Annotated in this window: 11 protein-coding genes; 6 read left to right on the top strand and 5 right to left on the bottom strand. The window is 68.9% G+C overall.

Features of this window, described 5'->3' with window-relative positions; translation table 11 throughout:
• The first annotated feature begins 12 nt into the window (after positions 1-12).
• The gene (locus IMZ11_RS25015; protein WP_374462693.1) at positions 13-690 is read left to right on the top strand and encodes an HAD family hydrolase; all 678 of its coding nucleotides are present in this window, start codon (positions 13-15) and stop codon (positions 688-690) included.
• 719 nt (positions 691-1409) lie between these two features.
• Positions 1410-8015, top strand: coding sequence for a PKD domain-containing protein (locus IMZ11_RS25010; protein ID WP_228644785.1), 6606 nt, complete (start codon positions 1410-1412; stop codon positions 8013-8015).
• Positions 8016-8183: 168 nt separating this feature from the next.
• Here the strand turns inward: IMZ11_RS25010 and IMZ11_RS25005 are convergent, their stop codons facing one another.
• Positions 8184-9395, bottom strand: a complete 1212-nt coding sequence (locus tag IMZ11_RS25005) for an SGNH/GDSL hydrolase family protein (RefSeq protein WP_228644784.1) — start codon at positions 9393-9395, stop codon at positions 8184-8186.
• Positions 9396-9658: 263 nt separating this feature from the next.
• Complete coding sequence (locus IMZ11_RS25000) at positions 9659-10249, bottom strand: TetR/AcrR family transcriptional regulator (protein ID WP_228644783.1); 591 nt, start codon at positions 10247-10249, stop codon at positions 9659-9661.
• A 140-nt stretch (positions 10250-10389) separates the two neighbouring features.
• On the opposite strand from IMZ11_RS25000, the gene IMZ11_RS24995 reads away from it, so the two are divergent.
• The 3 genes from IMZ11_RS24995 (at position 10390) to IMZ11_RS24985 (ending at position 12321) form a co-directional block, all read left to right on the top strand.
• The gene (locus IMZ11_RS24995; RefSeq protein ID WP_228644782.1) at positions 10390-10566 is read left to right on the top strand and encodes a hypothetical protein; all 177 of its coding nucleotides are present in this window, start codon (positions 10390-10392) and stop codon (positions 10564-10566) included.
• Between the two features lie 16 nt (positions 10567-10582).
• Complete coding sequence (locus IMZ11_RS24990) at positions 10583-11179, top strand: TIGR03086 family metal-binding protein (RefSeq protein WP_228644781.1); 597 nt, start codon at positions 10583-10585, stop codon at positions 11177-11179.
• Between the two features lie 347 nt (positions 11180-11526).
• Positions 11527-12321 carry a tyrosine-protein phosphatase gene (locus IMZ11_RS24985; protein ID WP_228644780.1) on the top strand — a complete coding sequence of 265 codons (795 nt, stop codon included), beginning with the start codon at positions 11527-11529 and terminating at the stop codon, positions 12319-12321.
• Positions 12322-12435: 114 nt separating this feature from the next.
• Here IMZ11_RS24985 and IMZ11_RS24980 read toward each other — a convergent pair whose 3' ends face one another.
• On the bottom strand, positions 12436-13554 hold the full coding sequence (locus IMZ11_RS24980; RefSeq protein WP_228644779.1) for a Gfo/Idh/MocA family oxidoreductase: 1119 nt from the start codon (positions 13552-13554) through the stop codon (positions 12436-12438).
• A 147-nt stretch (positions 13555-13701) separates the two neighbouring features.
• Positions 13702-14607 (bottom strand): proteasome assembly chaperone family protein, encoded by a 906-nt coding sequence (locus tag IMZ11_RS24975; protein WP_228644778.1) that lies wholly within the window; start codon positions 14605-14607, stop codon positions 13702-13704.
• Positions 14608-15069: 462 nt separating this feature from the next.
• Here IMZ11_RS24975 and IMZ11_RS24970 point away from each other — a divergent pair, with 462 nt between their 5' ends.
• Positions 15070-16068, top strand: coding sequence for a 4-epi-cubebol synthase (locus tag IMZ11_RS24970; RefSeq protein WP_228644777.1), 999 nt, complete (start codon positions 15070-15072; stop codon positions 16066-16068).
• A 244-nt stretch (positions 16069-16312) separates the two neighbouring features.
• Here IMZ11_RS24970 and IMZ11_RS24965 read toward each other — a convergent pair whose 3' ends face one another.
• Positions 16313-16960, bottom strand: a complete 648-nt coding sequence (locus IMZ11_RS24965; protein ID WP_228644776.1) for a DUF3800 domain-containing protein — start codon at positions 16958-16960, stop codon at positions 16313-16315.
• Between the last annotated feature and the right edge of the window lie 126 nt (positions 16961-17086).

The following is a 17086-nucleotide window of genomic DNA, read 5'->3' as shown; positions in this document are numbered from 1 at the left end:
GGGCCAGTTGTGATGGAAGGGCGTGGGGAAAGCGTGGAAGCGGCCGTGATCCGGTCACTGGTGTTCGACGTCGGCGAGACGCTGATCGACGAGACGCGGATCTGGTCCCGGTGGGCCGACCGGCTCGGGGTGCCCCGCCTGACGTTCATGGGCGTCCTCGGCGGGATGGCCGCGCTCGACCGCCCGCACGCGGACGCGTTCCAGGTGATCCGCCCGGGACTCGACCTCGACGCCGAGATCGAGGCATGGCGCCGTGCGGACCCGGACGGCCTGCGCGAGAACTTCGACGGCGACGACCTCTACCCCGACGTGCGCGGCAGCCTCGCGGCGCTCAGGTCCGCCGGGTACGAGCTGATCATCGCGGGCAACCAGCCGCGTCAGGCGTACGACGCCCTGCTGGCCATGGACCTGCCCGTGGACGCGATCCACACCTCGGCCGCCTGGCACGTCGAGAAACCCGCTCCCGAGTTCTTCGCCAAGGTCGCCGCCGTGGCGGGCCGGCGCCCGGAGGAGATCCTTTACGTCGGAGACCGGCTCGACAACGACGTCCTCCCCGCCAGGCGGGCGGGGATGCGGACCGCGCTGCTGCGCCGGGGGCCGTGGGGCTACCTCCACGCGGCCCGGCCGGGGGCCACCGACGCCGACATGGTCGTCGACAGCCTGGCCGCCCTCGCCGCCCGCCTCACCTGACCCGTCGTTCTAACGCCGGCCGCGGAACGTCCGCCGCAGGTCGTCGACCCACAGGCCGGTGCTGGCACCGGGTGAGTTCGTCGCTGCCATCCCTGACATGGTCGCGTCTCCTGTTCACGTTCCGCGCCGCGCTGAACGGCCAGCTCCCATCAGCCGTGTCACAACCTGCCTGGGCAGTACAGCCAGCTCGTGATCCCGGGCCTTCGCGCTCGTATCGCGGAACCGAGTGATTCGATCCCGCCTGGGCTTACCCGTCGTCCTTGAGAGCGCCTTGAGACCACCTGCCGTCGATTAGTGGCCCGATGGCGGGCGGGGACGATTTGTCATGGCATTTCGGCCAGTCGCCCCCAGGGACTCTCATGCAGGACCGGCAATCTTTGTGGCCGAACTGATCGATCCAATATCCGGGGGTGAGGCCTTGAAGGAGGCGCCTACATCGCCGTCGGGCGAGTCTGGACAACCTGTGTCCACTTCCGAGGCTCCGCCTCGAGTTGCCGAGTAACAAGCCCTATTCGACATTCCTGTGCCGTGCCCCATACGCGGCCTCGGTTTCGGAGAGTCATCTTTGAACTGGTTATCCAGCCGGATCTTCACCCGGCAGATACAGGAGTTCGGGGCGTGATCACATACGCGATCGAATCCCCCCAGCCGCGGCGCCAGTCGCCGCGTGATTCCCATGCCATGCCATGTGGGCATGGCCGCGTTTTCGGAGTCTCTTCTTGACGTACTTATCCACTCGTGCCTCCGTCCGGTGGACCGCACTTTCCCTGCTCGCCGCGGTGGTGGTGGCCGGCTCCCCGGCCATAGCCACGCCGGCGGTGGCCGCATCACAGCCACAGTCGCCTCAAACCGCTGGTCAGACGACAGCCGTCAGCGGTGGACCCCGGCTCATCGATCTGGGCAGCCTCAAGGGCGGCGCCCGAGCAGGGAGACGCACTGGATTCCTCAACAACCGAGGCCAGCTCGCTACGGCGATCACAGACACGGTCAGCGGGACTGACAAAGCGGTCCTGCTCTCCGAAGGGTCCGTCACCGATATTCACGCAAGCCTCGGCCTCGGCACAGGGAGCAGCAGTTTTGCCTGGGACGTCAACTCTCAGGGCACGGTGATCGGGTTTTACAACGAGGAGGCTGTTCCCGGAGAGACGGCAAAGCCAGCGCAGGCGTTCGCCTTCAAGGACGGCGTGGCGACCAAGCTGGGCCTGCCCCCAGCAGTGGCCATCAACGATGTGAATCGGGTCGTGGGAAATAACTACGTGTATGATCTCGACGACGGTTCGATGCTGAGGATCGACAAAGGATTAAAACCTCGCAGCGTTTCCGCCAGCTCATTGAACAATCGTGGCGAGGTGGTCGGCACCTTTGTGGACGATTCTGATCCGGACGACGCTCGTGCTGTCGCCTTCCGCATCAGAAAGTGGGGCGTCCCGCTCAACCCCGTCACGGATCGTTTGCGGTTCTCCGCAGGTAGCGACGCCATGGCCCGCGATATCAATGACCGAGGGCAGGTCGCCGGTGTCGGAATGGACGGCACCAACCATGTCCCCCTCATCTGGAATGAGGACGGCATGCCGATCGAGATGCGCACTCCTGGCAATCTCGGCGGCGACGTGCTGGCGATCAACAACGCCGGCATGGGGGCCGGGGTTGTCAATCACCTCCTCCCCGACGGCGTGCGCGTCGACGAGCACGCGGCCCTGTATGTGAATGGCGGCGCCGTCGACCTGAACACCCTGCTGCCGGCCGACACGCCGTTCACCCTGGTCTACGCCACCGGCATCAACGACGCGGGGCAGATCGGCGGTTTCATGGAGCCCAAGAATGGGGGAAGGTTCCATGCTTTCGTGCTCGACCTGGGAGGCGGCCTCCCCGAGATCGAGTCGGTAGCCCTGAAGACACGGCTGTACCCCTCGGAGGCCTGGGTTCCGATACCGGAGGACGGGACGGTCGACGGCAACGAGGTTCAGGTCACCGTCCAGGTCACCAACCCCAGCGACTACCCCACGTACGGGTGGCTCAGGCTGCGCGAGGACCGGGCCGAAACGTGGTTGCGCGATGGAGGGTTCTTACTATCGCTTGCCCCGCATCAGACCGTCACGAAGCGAGTGGTCTGGGACACCGCGGGTTTTGCCTGGCAGGGGGGCAAAGCGCGTTCGGACCGCCGACTGGAGGCGAACCTTTTCATTGGCGGTTGGGGGGAACTGACGCCAGTGTCAACCGGCGCCGTATCCGTGACCGTCCGGCCGAAGCCCGTGGTTCTGGTGCACGGCTATCTGAGCAACGCGGCAAAGACGTGGGGCGACTACGCGACCATCCTGGCGTCCGCGCACCCGCTGCTGAGGGGATACCCGGCCGACAAGCTGAAAACCGGTAACAAGTCGAAGCCGGCCGAGCGTACCTACACCGAGGAGGAAAACGCCCAGCAATTGGACATCTACATCGAGGGAGTGCGGCAGAAGACGCACGCGTTCCAGGTCGATGTCGTCGCCCATGACTCGGGCGGCGTGATCACCCGGCGGTACATCCAGTACATGATGCCCAGCACGGTGGCGGGTAAGCCGGTGGTGAACCGGATGCTGCAGATGGGCACCCCGAACAGGGGAACTCCCTGTGCTGACGCGCTTTTGGCCGGGGCGGCGATGGGCGTTCCCATTCCGATGCCGGCCACATTGCACAGCACGGTGAAGTTCATGGAAGGCACCTTCAACCTGGTGGTCACCAACCTCAAGGGCGTGACGGCGTCCAGTCTCGCGGGTGTGGGCAAGGCCGTTTGTGACATGCCAGACGCGGGAGATGGTGACGGGCAGGTCACCGTCCGCAGCGCGCATTTCGTGTACACCGATGCCGTCACCACGCGCACGGGCCACAATGACATGCCCGGTTCAGCGGCGGACTTCCTCTCCTATGTCAAGCCGCGGCTTGCCTCGTTGCTGGTCGGCAACGACAGTCCTGATGGCCTGCCCTACCTGAAGGACAACGGCGCACGCGAGCGGGGCGATGCCCCGAAGTCCGGTGCGGAGTCCGGTGCGGCAGTCGCAGCCGTGGATGGTGCCGATTCCGATTCCGATGCCGGTGCGGGGATCGACGGGATCTCGTCATTCGCCACGGCGTCGGTGACGGCGAAGCCGGGTGCGACGGCGAGTGTGCCGTTGGATGTTCCCGCGGGTTCGGCGTTCGGGGTCACCGGGGCACTGCCCGAGACGGTGGGATTGCTGCTGCGTGACCCGTCGGGTAAGGAGGCCGCGTCGTACGCGGCCGGCAGTGACGCGGCCAAACAGCCCATCCAGGGGTTGAGCGTCACCAAGCCGCAGGCGGGGGTGTGGAAGCTGGAGGTCACCAACACGGGCTCCGAGCCGGTCACGGCTGATGTGGTGGCCTGGATCACCGGTAACGCGGTGAAGGTGACGAGCAAGGTGGAACAGCCGTCCGACGACGGCCGGGTGAAGATGACCGCCACGGTGACCGATGACGGTCAGCCGGTGACCGGTGCGCCGGTGAAGGCGATTCTGATCGGGGAGCAGGACACGCCCCACGTCGAGCTGATCTTGAACGACGACGGCAACAGCGGAGACGGCGCCGCCGGCGACGGGCTCTACGGTGCGACGACCGAGCCGCTGGCCGACGGGGCGTACGCCGCGGTGGTGCGGGCCGACACGGCCAAGGGCATGCGGACCGCACATGACGTGGTCAAGGTGGCAAAGCCCGACCTGCGGGAGTTCGAGCTGACGGTGTCGGCGCAGCCGGGGGGTTCGGTCGCGGCGTCGCCTGCGCAGGACACCTACCGGGTCGGCACCACGGTGACGCTGACCGTGACCGCCGATGTGGGGCGGATTCCGCTCGGGTGGACCGTCGATGGTGAGGAGCGGCCGGGTGGGTCGCTGACCATCACGATGGACGGCCCGCACACGGTGGTGGCGCGGTTCGGCTCCTACACGGTGACCGAGCTGGGTGCGTTGCCTGGAGGTGACCCGGGGGACACGAAGGCGGCCAGGCTGAATGATCGCGGTCAGGTCGCTGCCACGGGGAAGGACAAGGATCACAAGAGCCGTGCGGTGCGCTGGGAGGCCGGCGCGTTCACCGATCTGGGTGATCTGCCGTGTACCGATGGCCCTGGCAGGCTCGCATGCGCGGTGGGTGCCACGGGTATCAACGAGGCCGGGAACGTCTCGGGGTGGGCTTCCACGACGGTCGAGGATGGCGCCGGCGGCTACGTGAACTTGCAGCATGCTGTCGTATTCCGTGATGGTGCGGTGACGGACCTGCAGCCGGCCGACAGTCCGCGGCTCACGAGCAGCCTCGCCATTGACCTGAACGACGACGATCAGATTTTCGGTTCGATGTACGCGGGGTACAGCGCGTATCCCTACGTGATGTGGGATCACGGGGCTGTGATCCGGCTACCTGAGGAGCCGGATTTCGACGCGCGGACCGACAGCGGTCATATCAACAGGGGAGGCGAGGTCGCCGGGAGCTGGGTGACGTCGCGGAACGCCGCCGGTCCTACCGGGTGGAACCCGGCCGTCTATCGAGATGGGGAGATCCAGAAGCTGAAGCTTCCCGATTGTGACGGCGCAGGAAGCGGCTTCGCGCGGGACATCAACGCCACCGGTGTGCTCGCCGGTTACGGGTACTGCAACACGGGTGAGAAGGTCACCTTCAGCGCGTATACGTGGCGGGACGGCCGGCGGACGGATCTGGGCACGGGCACGGCGACCGCGATCAACGACCATGGGCTGGTGGCCGGTTTCGCCGGTGAGCCGGTTGCCGCGGTGCCGGCGGTGTGGCTGGACGGTCAGATGTACAAGCTGGCGGACCTGCTGCCGCGGCCGATGTGCCCGCAGGACATCGACGACACCATCGAGCCGTGCATGCGGTTGAACGTGCTGCTGGATGTCAACTCGCCGGGTCAGATCCTGGCGCAGGGCGTTGTCCGCGACCGTTCGGCCACGTCGGCGGGCTTCACCGAGTCGGCGCGGTCGTTCCTGCTGACGCCGACCACCGCGCAGGCGGATCTGAAGGTGGAGCAGTCGGTGTCGGCGGCCGAGCCCGGGCCGGGTGGGACGGTGACGTGGACGACCACGGTGACCAACACCGGCCCGGACACCGCGACCGATGTGCGGCTGGACGTCCTCATCCCCGGCGTGCTCGCCGGTACGGCGGTGTGCGAGACCTGGCGGGGTAAGTGCGCCCCGCTGCAGGGCGGGTTCCGCAACACGGTGGCGAAGCTGGAGCCGGGCTGGGATGCCACCGTCGAGGTGACCGCCACGATCCCGGCCGGCATGGCCGAGGGGACCGAGCTGAAGGCCACAGCCGGCGCCGCGAGCCTGGCGGTGGGCGATCCCAAGCCGGCGAGCAACGTCGCCTCGACCACGGCGACGGTGCGGCCGCTGCTGGACAAGACCGGGATCACCTGGGCCGACCCGGTGCAGGTGGGGTCGACCAGCTCCGCCCACACGGTGACGCTGACCAACCGGCTCAACGAGCCGATCCCGCTCAAGGACATCACGGTTGAGGGACCGTTCACGCAGACCGACGACTGCCCCCCAGCGGAGCTGGCGGTGGACGCCGCGTGCACGGTCACGGTGAGGTTCTCTCCCACGCAGGAGGGGCCGGCCAGTGGGAAGCTGACCTTCACCACCACCCAGGGGGTCACCTACACGGTGACTCTGGCCGGGAGCGGCATCGGGAACACCCCTCCGAGGATCGTGGTGCCGCCGACTCCGCTGAAGGGCACGGTGGGCGAGCCGTTCACGCTGCGGGTGACGTTCACCGATCCGGACACGGGTGACCACCACACCGCCCAGGTGTCGTGGGCTGGGCCGCCGGTGGACGCGGAGGTGATTTCCGAGCCGGGTGGCGGGACGATCAGCGCGCCGGCCAGGACCTTCACCGAACCGGTGTCGGGGAAGGCTTTGGTGCTGCTGTGGGATGACAAGCACCCGACCGCGGTCTCCGCGCTGATCGATTATGTGATCGAGGAGGCCATGCCGAACGCCGCCCCGCAGGTGAGCGCCGGCCCGGACGCGCAGGTGAGTGTGGGGGAGAAGCTGCAGCGCACGGTCACGTTCACCGACCCGGACTCCACGTCCTGGTCGGCGACGGTCGATTACGGGGACGGGACCGGCGTGCGGCCGGTGGCGGTGAGCGGGCAGTCGATCGCGCTGGAGCACCAGTGGGCCGCCGCGGGCAGCTACACCGTCACGGTGAAGGTCAACGACGGCGGGTTGGAGGCGAGCGGCATGTTCGGTGTCACGGTCGCGCCGGGGCAGCCGCAAAACAAGGCGCCGGTCGTGACGCTGACCGGCCCGGCCACCATCGCCCAGGGCGGCACCTGGGTTGGCAAGGGCTCGTTCACCGACCCCGACTCCACCTCCTGGACGTTCACCGCGGATTACGGGGACGGGACCGGCCCGCAGCCGTTGGCCCTGGTCGCGGGGCAGTTGAAGCTGGAGCACGTCTTCACCGGCAGTGGTGAGGTCACGGTCACTTTGGCGGTGACCGACAATCAGGGCGCCACCGGGACCGCGAGTGTGAAGGTGCAGGTGACCAACGCCGCGCCGGTGGTGACGCTCAAGGAGCCGGTCGCGGTGGCAAAGGTCGGCGAGCCGGTGCTGCTGGCGGCTTCGTTCGCCGACCCCGGCACGGGTGACAGCCACACCGCGACCTGGACCGTCGGGGCGGAGAAGGTGGCCGGCGCGCTGAGTGAGCACCCCGGCAAGGGTAAGGGCGCCGGCACGGGCACGGTCGGCCTGCCGTATGTGTTCACCGAGCCGGGTGTCTACCCGGTGGCGGTCACAGTGACCGACGGCGGTAAGGCCGCGGCGACGGCCGACACCGCCGGTGGGCGGAAGGCGTATGTGCGGGTGTATGACCGGGCCGGTGCTGTGGCGGGTGCGGGCATGGTGGCTTCTCCGGCGGGGTCCTGCCTGCTGGAGGCCGACTGCGGCAAGGCGGGGCGGGCGTCCCTCACCGTCACTGCCCGCTACCGGGGTAAGAAGGGCGGGCCGGAGGGTGAGCTGCGGTACTCCGCTGCCGGGTTCACCTTGACTGGCACTTCGTACGAGGTGCTGGTGGCGGTGGACGGCACCGCCACCCTGCGCGGGACCGGCACCACCGGGAAGGCCGGGAAGGCTGGGGAGGCCGGGAAGGCCGGGAAGATGAGGGTGACCTTCGAGCTGACCGCGGTCGACTCCGGCACCACCGTCGGCCGCATCGATCAGTTGCGCCTGCGCGCATGGGATTCCACCGGCAGGCTGGTCTATGACAACCAGCCCACCGGCGCGGCGTCACCGGCCGTGACCGGCACCCTGCGCGTCAGCGGCTGACCTCCGGCACAAGGTGTCAGACCCGGCCCCGGAGGTCCGGGTCTGGCACCTTCCTCACGCCCCACTACGCGTGTTGGCCGGCAGACCCCAATCGTGACGGAACCGGCACCGGGGCCGCGACCGCGACGGTCCGCGTCCTCGGGAGCGCCGTCAGCGGTGTCAGAGGTGTCAGAGGTGTGAGAGCCGCACCGTGTACGCGAGCCTGCGCCGGCCGGCGTCGCTGAGGTGGATGTGGTCGCCGTGGTCGTACGCGGCGGCGAGCTGCGCGGGATACGCGGGGTCGCGCACCGCCTTGTCGAAGTCGATCACGCCGTCGAACGCCTTGCCGGTCCTGATCCACGCGTTGACCTCCTGGCGGATCTCCTCGCGCTCCTCGGTCCAGGTCGAGTATCCGTAGAACGGCGTCAGCGTGCCGCCGAGGATGCGCAGCTTCTTGGCGTGCGCGAGTTTGATCATTTTCTTGTACGCCTCGATCAGCGGCTTCGCCGAGGTGTACTCGCCTCTGGAGATGTCGTTGATGCCTTCGAGCACCACGATCGTGCGCGCCCCCGGCTGGGAGAGCGCGTCCCTTTTGAACCGGCTCAGCGCGCTCGGCCCGACACCGGTGTACAGCACGCGGTTCCCGGCTATGCCGACGTTGAGCACGCCCACGCGCTTCTTGGCGGGCAGCTGTCCGACCCGCTGGTAGAGGTAGTCGGTCCACCGCCGGTTGGCGTCGTTGCCCTGGCCGGTGCCATCGGTGATCGAGTCACCCAGCGCGACCACCGAGCCGATGCCGCCGTCGGCGGTCACCGCGATCCGGTCGAGGAAGTACCACTGCAGGCTGGTGGTGGTGAACGCCTCCCCGGACTCGCCGGCGGCGTGGTTCCCGGGCGTGGACAGGTAGGTCGTCGCGTAGGCCCGGTCGTGGCCGGTTACCTGCTCCACCGTCGTCGGGACGTAGGCGCTGATCACCACGTCCTGGCGGCCGGTGATCTTCCCGGGAAGGGCGTCGCTCCAGACGGCCTGGCCGGGCCGGATCGTGACCGACGCGCGCCCGCCGAAGGTCAGCGGCCGGTTGGTCTTGCCGACGATTTCGGCGCCGTACGCCTGGAGGCCGAGATGCACGCTCTTGAACGTGACCGGCACGACGCCGAAGACGTTGGACAGGCGGATCCGCAGGCCGGATCCTCCGACGCTGGTGCGCGCCACCATGCGGATGGTCTGGCCGCCGATCGGGGCGAGCAGCCGGTCGTCGGTGGTCAGCCGGTCGCTCGCGGCCGACCACGTCCCCACAAGGTGGCGGGACTCCGCCGCGGCCGGTGACAGGGGAAGCACTCCCGCCATCACCCCAGTCATGACCACCACCGCCATGGCCAACCGGTGAACCGGCCGTCGCATCGTCGTCCTCCTGTTTGATCGTCTTGTGCGACGGCTTACATTACGGGCATTCGTGACAGTAGACGCAGGGGTCAGCTGTGAATTGTCGGGGAAATCGGTCCACGGCCTTCCGTGTTCCGGATGACCCATGGCGTGACACCGATGATCGGCGGGTGATCGGCGGTCCGCCGTTTTCCTTCAGGTCGGGGGACGTGCTCAGTGGTGGGGCGGGAGACGCCGAGCGGGCGGGCGATGGTGGCGTCGGCCTGGCGCCATGCCTGCGATCACCCGTTGCGATCGCGGAGGGCCAGGAGTCGGTCGATCAGCGTGTCGACGTAGTCAGGCGTGAGGGAGCCCAGGCCGAACAGCACGCGGATGTACATCGGGGCCAGAAGGTGGTCCAGGATGTCGAGCGCCTCCGGCGGCTGTTCGCCCCGGTCCCGCGCGCGGTCCAGCATGCCCTGGATCTGGCGGGAGCGTTCGGCCAGGAAGTCGTCACGCGCCCGGGCCCCGGCCTCGCCCGCCGTGGACAGCGCCAGGACGAGGCGCAGCACCGCCAGGCCGTCGGGGCCGGTGACGTCGCGCGCGACGCCCGCGGCGTAGGCGCGCAGGTCCTGTTCCAGGCCGCCGGTGTCGGGGATCGGTGACGTGGTCGTCAGCCAGGTGATCGCCACGTCCATGAGCAGGGATTCCAGGGTGCCCCAGCGCCGGTAGACGCTGGAGTCGGCCACCCCGGCACGGTCGGCGACGTCGCCGACGGTGAAGTTCCCGTAGCCGCGCTCGGCGATCAGCGCGGTGACCGCCTTGTGCACCGCGGCGCGCACGCGGGCGCTCCGCCCGCCGGGCCGCCGAATCGGCTGTTCTCGGTCCTCCATGCGAGGCAGCTTAACGCAGCCAGGAATTGCTTTTGCCTTGATCTCTGTCCTATATTCACCTAACGCAGCCTTTGCCTGCTTTAGGAGCGGCTTGTGGAACCCCTCTTCTTCCCCGGCGACTACGACGGCTGGCACGACGCGTGGCTCACCACCGCCGACCGCGTGGCCGGCGAGGCACGCTGCTGACCTTCACCGAGGGCCAGGGGGCGGACGCCCACTGCCGGTCTGGAGGACAGCGCCTGGCTTTCGCCCGCGTCTACGACTGGCTCGACGACGTACTCACCGCCGTACTCACCGCCGCGGCCGAGGCCGCCTGACCACGATGGAGACCCCATGACTTCTGCGACCCCCGCTACCCCCGCGACTTCGGTGATCAACCAGATCGACCGCGCCCTCGACATGACCGGCGCCATCGTCGAGGCCGTCACCGGCTCCCAGCTCACTGCCCCGGCCCCCTGCCCCGGCTGGGACGTGCGGACCGAGCTCAACCACCTGGTCGGCGGCATGCGCATCTTCGCCGCCGAACTGGCTGGCACCGACCCCGGCGGCGCCCACGAGGACGACTGGCTCGGCACCGATCCGCGAACCGCCTACACCACCGCCGCCGACCTCGACCGTGCCGCCTGGCACCGCCCCGGCGTCCTTGACACCACCGTGCGCCTCGGTTTCGGCGACGTCCCCGGGCCGATGGCCGCGCTCATCCACCTCACCGAGGTCCTCGTGCACGGCGCCGACCTGGCTCTGGCCACCGGCCGAGAGGACCTCATCGCCGAAGAGCCCTGCGACGACCTGCTCACCGTCATGCACGGCATGGACTTCACCGTTTTCCGCCGACCGGGCATGTTCGGTCCCGCTCTCCCGGCACCCGCGGGCGCGCCTCCTCACCGCCGGCTCCTGGCCTTCCTGGGCCGCGACCTCACCCGGTACTGACCCGCCGCGCCCCGGCACAGAATCGTCACCGCCGTCCAGCGCCCGGCGGTCCAGACGGAAGAACGCCTCCAGTTCCGCCGGCGACGGCTCCCCCGGGAACTGGCCATAGCGGCCACCTGCTCATCAGACAGAAACTCGAACGGCATGGCCCAGGGACGTAAGCCCCCTCACCAGCCCAAACCCCCACCTACGTCGAATCGCAATGAAGATCGACTCCTAGTGCCGATTTCTGCACGCAGCCTCCTCGGAGGCCGGCCTACGGCGGGCCACAGCGGGACGGAACCCGGCCACCGAACATTCACTCTCCTCTCATGGCGCCGACGTACGGGCGGGATAGGGTCGAGGCGATGAACGAAAATGAACGATGGATTGTTCTCGACGGCGCGGTCAACGTAAGAGATCTCGGCGGTCTGCCCACCGCCGACGGAGAAGCCACTAAATTCGGGCGCATCCTCAGGGGCGACAACCTTCAGGGGCTGACCGGGGAAGACCTGAACCGGTTGGTCGGAGACCTCAAGCTCAGGAACGTGGTCGATCTGCGCTCCCAGGCCGAGGTACGGCTGGAGGGACCGGGGCCGCTGACCCTGATGCCCGAGGTCGGCCACCACCACCACAGCCTGTTCGCCGAGGCCGGCCGGTTCACCGACGTGGAGGCCGACACGATCGAGGGGGACAAGGTCCTCCCCTGGGGACGGTCGCCGAAGGTCGACGAGGAACTGCGGGTCACCGGCTACTACTACGGATATCTGCGCGCTCGGCCCGACTCGGTCGTGGCGGCGCTGCGGGTGCTCGCCCGCGACGACGGCATGGCGCTGGTCCACTGCGCGGCGGGCAAGGACCGCACCGGAGTGGTGAGCGCCCTCGCCCTCGCCGTCGCCGGGGTGACCCGCGAGGCGATCATCGCGGACTACGCCGCCACGGGCGAGCGTCTTGAAGGGGTCCTCGCCCGGCTGCGGGCCAGCGACACCTACCGGGCCGACCTCGACGGCAAGCCCGCCGACCACCATCTGCCGCGTCCCGAATACATGGCGCAGTTCCTGCACACGCTCGACGTGCGGTTCGGCGGCCCGTTCGGCTGGCTGGAGAGCAACGGCTGGACCGACGGGGACACCGACGCCCTCCGCTCCCGCCTCATCTCCTGACGGTGGCGCCCATGGGGTCCGCATGGCCGACCGGCGCCGCGGGGAAGCCACGGCCGGCAAGGGCCGCGGCGCGTCCAGAGTGTCCGAAGGGGATGCGGACTCCGACCGTGAAGATCACGAACACGGCGGGGAGTACTGACGGATCTCCAGGACCACGGTCGACCGGGTGGCCTCGGAGCGCCGGGCCGCCTCAAGGACGGTGAGGGACTCGACGGCGTCGCGCGGGTCGACGGGCGGCGGAGCGCCGTCCCGCAGACACGCCACGACGCCGGCGTAGAACTCCTGGTAGGCGCCCGGCTCCGTGGGGACCGTACGGCTGTCGCCCTCGACGCCGAGTTCGCCCCAGCGGTCCGGCGGCTCCACGCCCCAACCCCCGCGGTTCGGCCCCGTTCCGGCCGGCTTCTCATCGGGCGTCGTCTGGACGCCGGGGCGTTCGTTCGCGCGCAGGCGGTCCTCCTGCGGGTCGAGGCCCCATTTCACGTACGCGCTCCGCGAGCCGAGCACCCGGAACCGGGGGCCGAGCCGTCCCGCCACGGCGCTCATCCACAGATGGGAACGCCCGCCGTCCGCGTGGGTCAGCGCCACGAACGCGTCGTCGTCGGATCGCACGCCCGGCCGCCGCACATCGGTCTCCGCGTACACGGTGGAGACCGGACCGAGGAGCTGGAGCGCCTGATCGACGAGGTGACTGCCGAGGTCGTAGAGAACGCCGCCGATCTCGTCCGGGCCCCCCAGCTCGCGCCACCCGCCCTTGGGCACCGGCCGCCAGCGCTCGAACCGGGATTCCAGCCGGTGGATCGTGCCGAGCTCCGGCAGCAGGCGGCGGATGGTCAGGAAGTCACCGTCCCATCGCCGGTTCTGGAACACGGTCAGCATCAGGCCGCGCTCGGCGGCCAGCCGGACGAGGTCGCGGGCCTCGGCGGCGGTGCCGGCGAGCGGCTTGTCCACCACGACCGGAAGACCCGCTTCCAGCGCCGCCCGCGCCAGCGGCACGTGCGTACGGTTCGGCGAGGCGATCACGACCAGGTCGCACCGGCCGACCAGCTCGCCGGCCGACGCCACGACCTCCACGCCGGGATGCGCGTGCCGGACCCGGTCGGTCCGTTCCGGGTCCCTCGTCACCACCGCGTTCAGCCGGAGGCCGGGGGTGGCGGCGATCAGCGGCGCGTGGAAGAACGCGCCCGCCGTCCCGTACCCGGCGAGGCCGACGCGGATCTCAGACTCGTACGGCATGGCTCAACGATATTGGCCCCGCGCCGCCGCCCCGCTCCACCGTCCCCCACGGTGCCCGCCCGCCGGGTGCCCACCGTCACGACGGATCATGACGACACGGACCTCGCGACGCCGGCCTGATGGCACGGCCGTTCGCGGAGGGGCGGATCAGCTATCGCGGTCGTCGCGCTCGGCCAGGAACGCCTCGAACTGGGCGGCCAGCTCGTCACCCGTCGGCATGGGGGTGTCCTCGGCGAGGAGGCTCTCCCTCTCGGTGCCCGACTGGAAGGCGTCGTACTGCTGCTCCAGCCCCTGGATGGCGCTCGACAGCTCGGCGGACGCCTGGATCTGCTCCTCGATCTCGGCGTCGGTCTTCTCCGCGGCCTCCCGGAGCGCCTCGGTGGGGAACACCAGGCCGGTGCCGCGGGTGACCGCCTCCAGGGCCGCCACCGCGGACTGGTGGTACTCCGCCTGGGCGAGATAGTGCGGCACGTGCACCGCGTAGCCGAGCGCGTCGTGCCCCTTGGCGCCGAGGCGGAGCTCGATCAGGGCGGCGACGCTGCCCGGCACCTGGACCCGGCCGAACGGGCTGGGCGGCCCGGTGACCAGTTCGGGGCGGCTGCCGTGGGTGGTGAGGCCGAGCGGGCGGGTGTGCGGGACGCCCATCGGCACGCCGTGCGCCGTCACCAGAGTGCCGACGCCGAGCCGGGTCACGAGCATGCCGACGGCCTCGGTGAACAGCTCCCACTCGCGGTCGGGTTCCGGGCCCGTCATGATCAGGAACGGTGTGCCGGTCACGTCCTCGGTGAGGTAGACGGCCAGCTCGGGGGTGTCGTAGTCCGCCCAGCGGTCCCCGTCGAACGTCATCATGGGCCGCCTGGAGCGGTAGTCGAGGAGGCGGTCCACATCGAACGTGGCGATCACACGGTGGTCCAGCTCGGACAGCAGATGCCCGAGCGCCAACCGGCCCGCGCCGCCGGCGTCGACGAAACCCTCGAAGTGGTAGAGCAGCACCGGATCGGTCAACTCTGGGGCGTCGCCGTCGAGCCTGTAGAGATCCGTCGGGTCGAGCACCTGAGTCCCAGCCTTTCCTCATGAACGTTTCTCTGGTGAACCAGCGAGAAGTCCCGTGGATTCCGCGTCGGTGTGCTGGACCCTACCTGGTGGACAACGGGTCGCATGGAGCAGGACCCGGAACTGGAGGAGTTCGCGACCAAGTTACCGGTGCTCGCGCGGGCGGGCACGCCGTCCGCGTTCGACACCGCGCGCATGTTCGGCCGATGACGGCTGTTCGCGGCCAGTGGGCCCACGCCCCGGTGCCCGGTACGCCCACGCTCCGTCGTCCGGTACGCCCACGCCCCGGTGCCGGGGTCCATGCCGGCGGGTGCGGCTGGCGCCCGGTTCGGCACGTTCGCCACCGGCGAGTAGGGGGCGCCCAGCGGACGGCCACAATTTGCGGAATTTCCGCTAAGTCCGAAATTCCATTATTTGCTGTGACTCTAGCTATTTGTTGGCTCGCTAGTCATGCTGTTGGGCGTGTCGAATCCTTCCACGCTCACCCACAACAGACCGCCGTTGCGCATCCCCGCGCTGACCTGCCCGTTCCCCAGCGAGGTCAATCCGTACGTCGAGGAAGTGGACAGAGACACGCTGGCCTGGCTGGCCGCGTCCGGAATGATCGAGGGGACCGAAAACCTCGGGCGTTACGGTGCGGCCAGGTACGGCTGGCTGGGCGCGCGCACCTATCCCTACGCCGCCCGGGAGCTGTGCCAGCTCGTCACCGACTGGTGCGTGTGGTTGTTCGCGTTCGACGACGCGTTCTGCGAGTCGGACCGGGCGGCCGCCGAGATAGCCAGGGAGCTCCCGCTGTTCATCTCCGTCATCGACGATCTCGGCGACGGCGAGCACGTCGGCAACGTCTTCGCCCGGTCGCTGCTGGAGATCAAGACCAGGATCGCCGCCACGGGGAACGGCGACCAGCTCGACCGCTGGCGGGCCATGACCAAGGACTACCTCTTCGCCCAGGTCTGGGAGGCCGCCAACAGGGAGCAGGACGTCGTCCCGACCTTCGACGACTACATCGTCATGCGGCGCAGGACCGGCGCGATGCTCACGGTCTTCGCGCTGATCGACGTCGCCGCGGGCAGCTGCCTCACCCCCGGCGAGTGGCGCCACCCCGACGTGCGGGCGATCACCGAGCACGCGAACGACGTCGTCGTCTGGGACAACGACCTCATCTCGTACGCCAAGGAGACCGCCGGCCCGAACATCCACAACAACATGGTCAGCGTGCTCCGCCGGCACAAGGGATGCTCCACCCAGGAGGCGATGGACCTCATCGGCGGCATGCGCAACGACGCGGTCGCCGGGATGGTCGCGCTGAAGCCCCGGCTCGACGCCCTCGGCTCCGCGGGGGTCGCCGCGTATGTCAGGGGCCTGGAGTACTGGATCAGCGGAAGCGTGGACTATTCGCTGACCAGCTCCCGCTACGTGCACGCCTGGTCGGCGCAGGCGCCGCCCGGCGGCGACATGTGAGCGCGGGCGGGTACGACACGGCCGTGGCGTCGGCGGGCGAGACTTTCCTTCGACCGGGATCCGTGCGCCGACCGCCTCGTATCGAACAGTCCGCCAAGTTTTCGAGCGCCGTTACAAGGATGGAGTGTGACAATGCTCGAAGCGGTTGACCCGCGTCGTCTCGATGGCGTGTACTGACGATGGCCAGTGACAAGAGGTCCAGGGGACCTCTTCCCCCCGGGGATAGCTGGCCATTATCGTGCGCCTAGCCCCAGGGCCGGGAGAACGAGCTCAATGTCGGCTCCACCGCCCACATGAAGCCGGCGTCGCCCCGTTCCAGCTTCCTCTGGACGGCCCACAGCCCGTAGTCGGCCACCTGCAGCCCCCAGCTCGTACTGGAATCCCAGGTACAGACCACAACATCCCGGCGCGACGGCGCGCAGTCCTCGCACACTTCCCTGATCGCGTCCTCGAACGCCTTCTTCCGCGCCGAGGTGCCCAGCGTGGCGACCACGACGTAGAGGATGTCCCCCTGCACGGTGACCTGCTTGGCGATCTCCTTGAAGTGCAGGTACCAGGCCTCCCGGTACAGGTGGAGATCCCCTTTTTCGCGTTTTGAATCGTGCGCGTTCTCCTTCGCGAGGAACGTGGCATCGAATCGGGGAGCCTGCGCCCTGATGACGTCATAGACCTCCTTGCGCGTCCGGTAATTGTCGTTCTTCGCGTGATATCCGCGCGGGAACGCCAGGCCCGCCCGTGAATGGGCCAAGCGCAGCCGATGCCCCTGCCACACGGCCTGGTCGTGGTCGCCTACGAAAGTCGCCGTTCCGATACCGAAATACTTCGAGCCGCCGCCGCTGACGTTGTAGTCGAGGTTGCCGGTCTCGTCGGCGTACATGAAGACCTCGGACATGGACGGCCTCACTGATCACGTGGCTTCGCATCTGTCACGCAACCGGTACCACAGCCGACCCCGGTTCTGGCGGAAACCGGTGATGAGGCGGCGACGCGGCGGGAGAGTGGCGCGCGTTTCGCCGTT

It is taken from the genome of Microtetraspora sp. AC03309 (assembly GCF_020826795.1).
In the GTDB taxonomy this organism is placed as follows: domain Bacteria; phylum Actinomycetota; class Actinomycetes; order Streptosporangiales; family Streptosporangiaceae; genus Microtetraspora; species Microtetraspora glauca.
This window is presented reverse-complemented; position numbering and strand designations above follow the sequence as displayed.

What these genes read in the sequence shown, in the direction of transcription:
- IMZ11_RS25015 (WP_374462693.1), top strand. Translation starts at nt 13, where the DNA reads ATGGAAGGGCGTGGGGAAAGCGTGGAAGCGGCCGTGATCCGGTCACTG.
- IMZ11_RS25005 (WP_228644784.1), bottom strand. Translation starts at nt 9,395, where the DNA reads ATGCGACGGCCGGTTCACCGGTTGGCCATGGCGGTGGTGGTCATGACT.
- IMZ11_RS25000 (WP_228644783.1), bottom strand. Translation starts at nt 10,249, where the DNA reads ATGGAGGACCGAGAACAGCCGATTCGGCGGCCCGGCGGGCGGAGCGCC.
- IMZ11_RS24990 (WP_228644781.1), top strand. Translation starts at nt 10,583, where the DNA reads ATGACTTCTGCGACCCCCGCTACCCCCGCGACTTCGGTGATCAACCAG.
- IMZ11_RS24985 (WP_228644780.1), top strand. Translation starts at nt 11,527, where the DNA reads ATGAACGAAAATGAACGATGGATTGTTCTCGACGGCGCGGTCAACGTA.
- IMZ11_RS24980 (WP_228644779.1), bottom strand. Translation starts at nt 13,554, where the DNA reads ATGCCGTACGAGTCTGAGATCCGCGTCGGCCTCGCCGGGTACGGGACG.
- IMZ11_RS24965 (WP_228644776.1), bottom strand. Translation starts at nt 16,960, where the DNA reads ATGTCCGAGGTCTTCATGTACGCCGACGAGACCGGCAACCTCGACTAC.